This is a genomic window from Streptomyces sp. NPDC001508 (assembly GCF_040298665.1).
In the GTDB taxonomy this organism is placed as follows: domain Bacteria; phylum Actinomycetota; class Actinomycetes; order Streptomycetales; family Streptomycetaceae; genus Streptomyces.
Map to the genome: position 1 here is coordinate 1 of NZ_JBEPAP010000063.1, position 6,227 is coordinate 6,227.

4 protein-coding genes are annotated in these 6,227 nt (G+C 71.6%); all 4 read left to right on the forward strand.

Annotated features, from left to right (window positions below; all coding sequences use genetic code 11):
- The first annotated feature begins 119 nt into the window (after positions 1-119).
- The 4 genes from ABT245_RS36840 (at position 120) to ABT245_RS36855 (ending at position 6,102) form a co-directional block, all read left to right on the forward strand.
- Positions 120-1,679 carry an MDR family MFS transporter gene (locus ABT245_RS36840; protein ID WP_351742667.1) on the forward strand — a complete coding sequence of 520 codons (1,560 nt, stop codon included), beginning with the start codon at positions 120-122 and terminating at the stop codon, positions 1,677-1,679.
- Between the two features lie 142 nt (positions 1,680-1,821).
- Positions 1,822-2,721, forward strand: coding sequence for a DUF6039 family protein (locus ABT245_RS36845; RefSeq protein ID WP_351742669.1), 900 nt, complete (start codon positions 1,822-1,824; stop codon positions 2,719-2,721).
- Entirely contained in the window at positions 2,718-5,117 is a 2,400-nt protein-coding gene (gene fabD / locus ABT245_RS36850; RefSeq protein ID WP_351742672.1) for an ACP S-malonyltransferase, read from the forward strand. The genes ABT245_RS36845 and fabD overlap by 4 nt, the downstream gene beginning before the upstream one ends.
- A gap of 52 nt (positions 5,118-5,169) precedes the next feature.
- A complete protein-coding gene (locus tag ABT245_RS36855; RefSeq protein ID WP_351742675.1) occupies positions 5,170-6,102 on the forward strand; it encodes a DUF6039 family protein in 933 nt (310 codons plus the stop codon).
- Positions 6,103-6,227 lie beyond the last annotated feature (125 nt).

A 6,227-nucleotide genomic window follows, 5' to 3' on the forward strand; every position in this document is an offset into this window, starting at 1 on the left:
TGCCGGGCCGCGCCCGTCGGGTGCATCCCGGCGGTCGGATTGGGTTATTCGATCGTGTTATTCATAGGTAATTGCCCCGTTCACGCCTACTTTGGCCCCCACGGAAGGAAGCACCTGCCATGGAGAACTCCGCAGAGGCGGCCCCCGGGTCCGCGGACGCGGCACCGGCCCTGCCCACCCCTCGTCAGGCCGCCCTGGCCATCGCCGGTGTGATGGTGGGGATGCTGCTGTCGGCCCTGGACCAGACCGTCGTCAGTGTCGCCCTGCCCAGCATCGTCGGCGAACTGGGCGGTCTGGAACGCCTGCCCTGGGTGGTGACGGTCTACCTGGTCACCTCCATGGCGGTCACCCCGCTGTGGGGCAAGGTCTCCGACCTCTACGGCCGCCGGGCCGTGGTGCAGTGCGCCATCGGCGTGTTCGTCGTGGGGTCCGTGCTGTGCGGTATCGCGCAGAGCATCTGGCAGCTCATCGTCTTCCGCGGACTGCAAGGCCTCGGCGCCGGCGGCCTGTTCGTGCTGGCGCTCGCGGTGATCGCCGATGTGGTGCCGCCGGAGCGCCGGGGCCGCTACCAAGGCATGTTCGGCGCCGTGTTCGGACTGTCCAGCGTGGTCGGGCCGTTGGCCGGCGGCTGGTTCACGGACGGCCCGGGCTGGCGCTGGATCTTCCTGATCAATGTGCCCGTCGGCGTACTGGCCCTGGTGGCGACCGCCGTCGGACTGCGCATCCGCAGCCCGCAGCGCCCGCACACCGTCGACTTCACCGGCGCCGCACTGGTGGCCGGCGCGGTCGTGTGCGCCCTGCTGTACCTCAACTGGGCCGGTGACACCTACGGTTGGGCTGCCCCGGGCTCGCTGCTGCTGGGCGTCGGCGCCGTCGCGCTCGGCGTCCTGTTCGTGTGGGCGGAAACCCGGGCGGCCGAACCGGTCATCCCCATGGGCCTGTTCCGCAACCCGGTGTTCGGCATCGGCGCGCTGTTCGGCCTGCTCGCCGGTGCCGCCATGTTCGCCGGCATCGTGTTCCTGCCGCTGTACTTCCAGGCCGTGATGGGCATGTCCTCCACCCGCTCCGGCCTCGCCATGCTGCCCGCCATGTTCGGACTGACCGTGACCTCCATCGCCTCCGGCCAGCTGATCAGCAAGAACGGCCGGTACAAGGTCTTTCCGGTCTCCGGGTCCGCGCTGCTGGTCGTCACCATGCTGCTGCTGTCCCGGCTCACCGCCGACACCCCCTACTGGCAGATCGGCCTGTACGCCTTCCTGTTCGGGGCCGGCGTCGGCCTGGTGATGCAGCCCGTCATCACCGCCGTACAGAACTCCGTGCCGCCGCAGGACACCGGCGCGGCCACCAGTGCCGCGAACTTCTTCCAGCGGATGGGCTCTGCCATCGGCGTCGCGGTGTTCGGCACCGTCCTCACCAGCCGGGTGACCGACCGGCTGACCGACGTCGGCCGGGACGCGGCGCGCGCTGCCGACCAGGGCGTCACCGCCCTGCACCGGCTCCCCGAGCCGCTGCGCGGACGCGCCCTGGACGGCTACGCGCACGCCATGGGCGACATGTTCCTGGCGTGCGTCCTGCTGGTCGCCGTCGCCCTGGTGGTGTCCCTGTTCCTCAAGGAGATGCCTCGCAAGACCCACCCGGCCGCCGACCAGCCGGTCGAGGAAGCGCCCGCGACGAGCTGACCGGCCGGGGCGGGCGGTGACCGTTCCCCGCCTGCTCAAAGTTGTGCAGCCCCTCGACGGCGGTCCGCCTAGCGTGGCTCGCGCCGGCCTCCCGGGCCCGGCACGAGCCACGCATTCTGCGCACTGGAAGGACGGCCATTCCATGGATCAGCGGACAGCCCGGAGCGCGGCCGGTCTCAGCCCCGCGTCGGCCCAGAGCCCCGTTCCCGCCGACAAGCTGCTGCACTCCGGCAACTCGGGCTTCACCATCGCCCGCAGCGCCCAGCTGAAGTACGAGCACCGCGACGAGGGCCGCAAGCTCTTCGCTGACGTGATCGCCCACATGAACCAGTCCGACCTCAACGGCGCCTCCTTCTACTTCTACGAGGAGGCGTTCGGCAAGCAGGACCGGGTGCACTGGCTGATCCACTGGAAGACCCCGAACGACTACGCCATCAGCCTGCACATGGTCGACCATGACGAGAAGATGATCGACCTGCTGGAGAGTGACCGCGTCGTGGACGACGCCAGCGCCGGCGTGTGGGGCCGGGCCGTCGTCGAGGGCTCCGTCCAGGAACGCATCCTGGTCCCGCAGCACGGGCTCGTGCACGAGGAGGACGACCACGACAGCGGCGAACTCTGGGTCGACCCGGCCAAGCTGCAGACCGGCCGGCCCGACACGGAACTGCTGCATTCCGCGAATTCGCTGCTCACCCTGCACCGCACCGGCCAGGCCTCGCACGAGTTCCGCAAGGAGGCCCGGCTGTACGCCTTCGCCTGGCAGAACGAGGTCAACCGCAAGCTGCCCGGCCGCGCCACCTCCTACCTCTACGAGGAGACCTTCGGCGTGATGGACCGGCTGCACTGGCTCATCCACCTGAGGGACTTCGAGGCCTACCAGGAGCTGTTCGAACTGGAGCGCACCGACAAGGACTTCCGCGCCCTGGGCGAGCGGCAGTTCATCGCCGACCACAAGGGCGGCGGCACCTGGGGCCGCTCCTTCGTGCCCGGCACCATCGAGGACACCTTGCTGCTTCCGCACCAGCTCCACCCGGCTGAGTGAAAGCCTGGCTCTTCGCCGGCCAGGGGGCGCAGCGCGCCGGAATGGGGGAGCGGCTCTTCGACCGCTTCCCCGAGTACGTGGCGGTCGCCGACGGGGTGCTCGGCGAGTCCGTGCGCGCGCTGTGCCTGGACGACCCCGACGGCCGGCTGAACCGCACCCGGTGGACCCAGCCCGCGCTGTACGTCGTCAACGCGCTCGCCTGCGCGGAGGCGCTGGCGGAGGGCCCCGGGCCCGACGTCCTGGCCGGACACAGCCTCGGCGAGTACAACGCGCTGCTCGCCGCCGGCTGTTTCGACTTCGAGACCGGCCTGCGGATCGTCCAGCGGCGCGGGGAGCTGATGGGGGAGGCGGACGGCGGCGCCATGCTGGCCGTCGTCGGCCTCCCGCCCGACGCCGTCCGCGCCCTGCTCGACCGCTGCGGAGCCGCCGACGTGGACCTCGCCAACCTCAACACCGCCACCCAGGTGGTGGTGTCGGGGCCGGCCGAGTCCATGAAGGAGGTACGGACCGCCGTACGCGCGACACCGGGAGCACGCTGTGTCCCGCTGGCCACCAGCGGCGCCTTCCACTCCCGGCACATGCGCCCCGCCCAGGAGCGCTTCGCTGCGTTCCTGGACACGATCGAGTTCCGGCCACCGCACATTCCCGTGATCGCCAACGTAACTGGCCGGCGCTACCCGGCCGACGGCGTCGCGGATCTGCTGGCCCGCCAGATCGCGGCTCCGGTGCGCTGGCACGAGACCGTGCGGGAACTGCTCCGGCAGGGCGTGACCGAGGCGCGCGAGTTCGGCCCGAGGCCCATGCTGCGGCCGATGTGGGAGTCGGTGGTGGCCGAGACGGAACCCGTGCCGCAGCCGCAGCCGCAGCCGGTGCCGGTGTCTCTGCCGGACCGGCCCTCCGCGGAGCCTGTCGAGACCTCCGTCACTGTCCCGTCAGGGCAACCCGGGCAGCGCGTCGAGGCGCCCTCGGCGGTGCCCGCGGCCCACCTCACGGCCGTAGGACGGAGCGCCCCTACGGCCGTACCCGAGCCGGAACCCGTACGGGACCCGGCCGCCGCCCGGCTCGGCAGCGGGGAGTTCCGGCAGGACCACGGGCTGCGGTACGCGTACCTCGCAGGCAGCATGTTCCGGGGTGTCTCCTCCGTGGAACTGGTGGCGCGGCTCGGGCGGGCGGGTATGCGGGGCTACTTCGGGGCCGGCGGACTGGATCTGGGCACTGTCGAGAAGGCGATCAGCGAACTCGCTCGCACGCCCGGCCTCGACGGCCGCTACGGCGTGAACCTGCTGCACGACCTGACGCACCCCGGCGCCGAGGACGCCCTGGTCGACCTGCTGCTGCGGCACGACGTGCGGCATGTGGAGGCCGCGGCCTTCGCGACCGTCACCCCGGCCGTGGTCCGCTTCCGGTTCACCGGCGCCCAGCGCACCGCCGACGGCACACCCGTGGCCGTACGCACCGTGGTCGCCAAGTGCTCGCGCCCCGAGGTGGCGGAACAGTTCATGGCACCGCCGGGGGAGGAACTACTGCGACGCCTGGTCACCGAGGGCGCGCTGACCCCGGCCGAGGCCGACGCGGCCCGCGGGCTGCCGGTCGCGCAGGACATCTGTGTGGAGGGCGACTCGGCCGGCCACACCGACGGCGGCGTCAGCCTGGCCCTGGTTCCGACGACGGCCGCGCTCGCCGAGCAGCTGACGGCACGGTACGGCTACGCCCGCCGCCTCCGTGTCGGGGCGTGCGGGGGCCTCGGCACCCCCGAGGCGGTCGCCGCGGCCTTCGTCCTCGGCGCCGACTTCGTGGTCACCGGCTCCGTCAACCAGTGCTCACCACAGGCGGGCACCTCGGACGCCGTGAAGGACCTGCTGGCCGGCATGGACGTCCAGGACACCGCGTACGCGCCCGCCGGCGACCTGTTCGAACTCGGCTCCCGTGTCCAGGTGGTCCGCAAGGGCACCCTCTTCGCGGCCCGCGCCAACAAGCTGTACCAGCTCTACCGCTCTCACGCGGGCCTGGCAGACCTGGACGAGGCCACCCGCACCTGGCTGGAGCGCGACTGTCTGCGCGCCCCGCTGGACCAGGTGTGGAAGCAGACGTGCGCGCACTATCGGGACACCGGCCGCGCACACGAGATCGAACGGGCCGAGCGGGATCCCCGGCACCGGATGGCGCTCGTCTTCAAGTCGTACTTCGCCCGAACCAGCCGGGCCGCCCAGGACGGCGACCCCACCGAGCGGGCCAACTACCAGGTGCACTGCGGGCCCGCCGCGGGCGCCTTCAACCGCTGCGTACGCGGCACCGCCCTGGAGCCCTGGCCGGAGCGGCACGTCGAACGCATCGCGGACCTGCTGATGACCGGGGCGGCGCGGGTCCTCGGCGAGCGCCTGGCCGCCTACGCCTGAGCGGTGTACGTCGCCATGCATCACCACCCATGACACATGCGAGGAGAACCACATGACCGTGGACAGCGCTACGCCCAGTGTCCCGCCCGCCCGGCACCAGACCGCGCAGCCCCCGGACAAGATCCTGCACTCGGCGAACGCCGGTGTCGTCGTGGAGCGGGTCGCGCAGATCGCCGCCGGACAGGGCGACATCGCGCGCCGGCTGGGCCGCGAGGCCGCCGAGTTCGTCAACGCCAAGCACCTGGGCCTGGCGACCGTGTTCGTCTACGAGGAGACCTTCGGCGTCAAGGACCGCCTGCACTGGCTGATCCACTTCCGGTCCCTGGAGGACTACGAGCGGCTGCTGCACATGGGCGGCGCCCGCGACTTCCGGGACGGTGTCCTCGGCGGCTATGTGTCCCACCACCAGGCGGATCAGTGGCAGGCCGCGTTCGTGCCTGGCAGCGTGCGGGAGACGATGATGTTCCCGCACCGCTGGGGCATGTTCGGCACCGCCACCCAGACCATGGCGCAGGACCCGTCGATGAGCCCGCTGGCCGCCGACCGGGACGGCCCCTGGTTCGAGGTGCTGCCCGCCCAGCACCAGACCTCCGTCCCTGCCGACCAGCTGCTCAACACGGCCACCGCCGGTGTGATCATGCACCGGGTGGTGGACTTCAGCTACAAGTACCGGGCTGAGGCCCGCCTGTTCGCCCGTACGGTCGCCGAGACCACCAACCTCAACGCCGGCGGGGACGCCACCGCCCTGGTGTTCGAGGAACTGTTCGGCACCATGGAGCGGATGCACTTCCTCATCCACATGAAATCACTGGGCACGATGTACAAGCTGATGGGCATCGACGCCCGCACCGACCCCAAGGCCCCGCGCGCCACCTACATGCAGGACTGGGTGCCGAAGGAGCAGGGCGGCGGACGCTGGGACAGCCTGATGCTGGAGGGCAGCGGACACGACGGCTGCCTGACGCCGCAGTACTGGGGCGACTGACGCCGAAGCCGGTGCCGGGGCCACGACGTCAGGGCCCGGGCACCGGCTCCCCGGCATGAGGAGGCCGCGGCACACAACCCACGGCCCCCGCCCCCCCAAAACCGCACCGCCCGGGGCGCCCGCAC

What these genes read in the sequence shown, in the direction of transcription:
- ABT245_RS36855 (WP_351742675.1), top strand. Translation starts at nt 5,170, where the DNA reads ATGACCGTGGACAGCGCTACGCCCAGTGTCCCGCCCGCCCGGCACCAG.
- ABT245_RS36845 (WP_351742669.1), top strand. Translation starts at nt 1,822, where the DNA reads ATGGATCAGCGGACAGCCCGGAGCGCGGCCGGTCTCAGCCCCGCGTCG.
- ABT245_RS36840 (WP_351742667.1), top strand. Translation starts at nt 120, where the DNA reads ATGGAGAACTCCGCAGAGGCGGCCCCCGGGTCCGCGGACGCGGCACCG.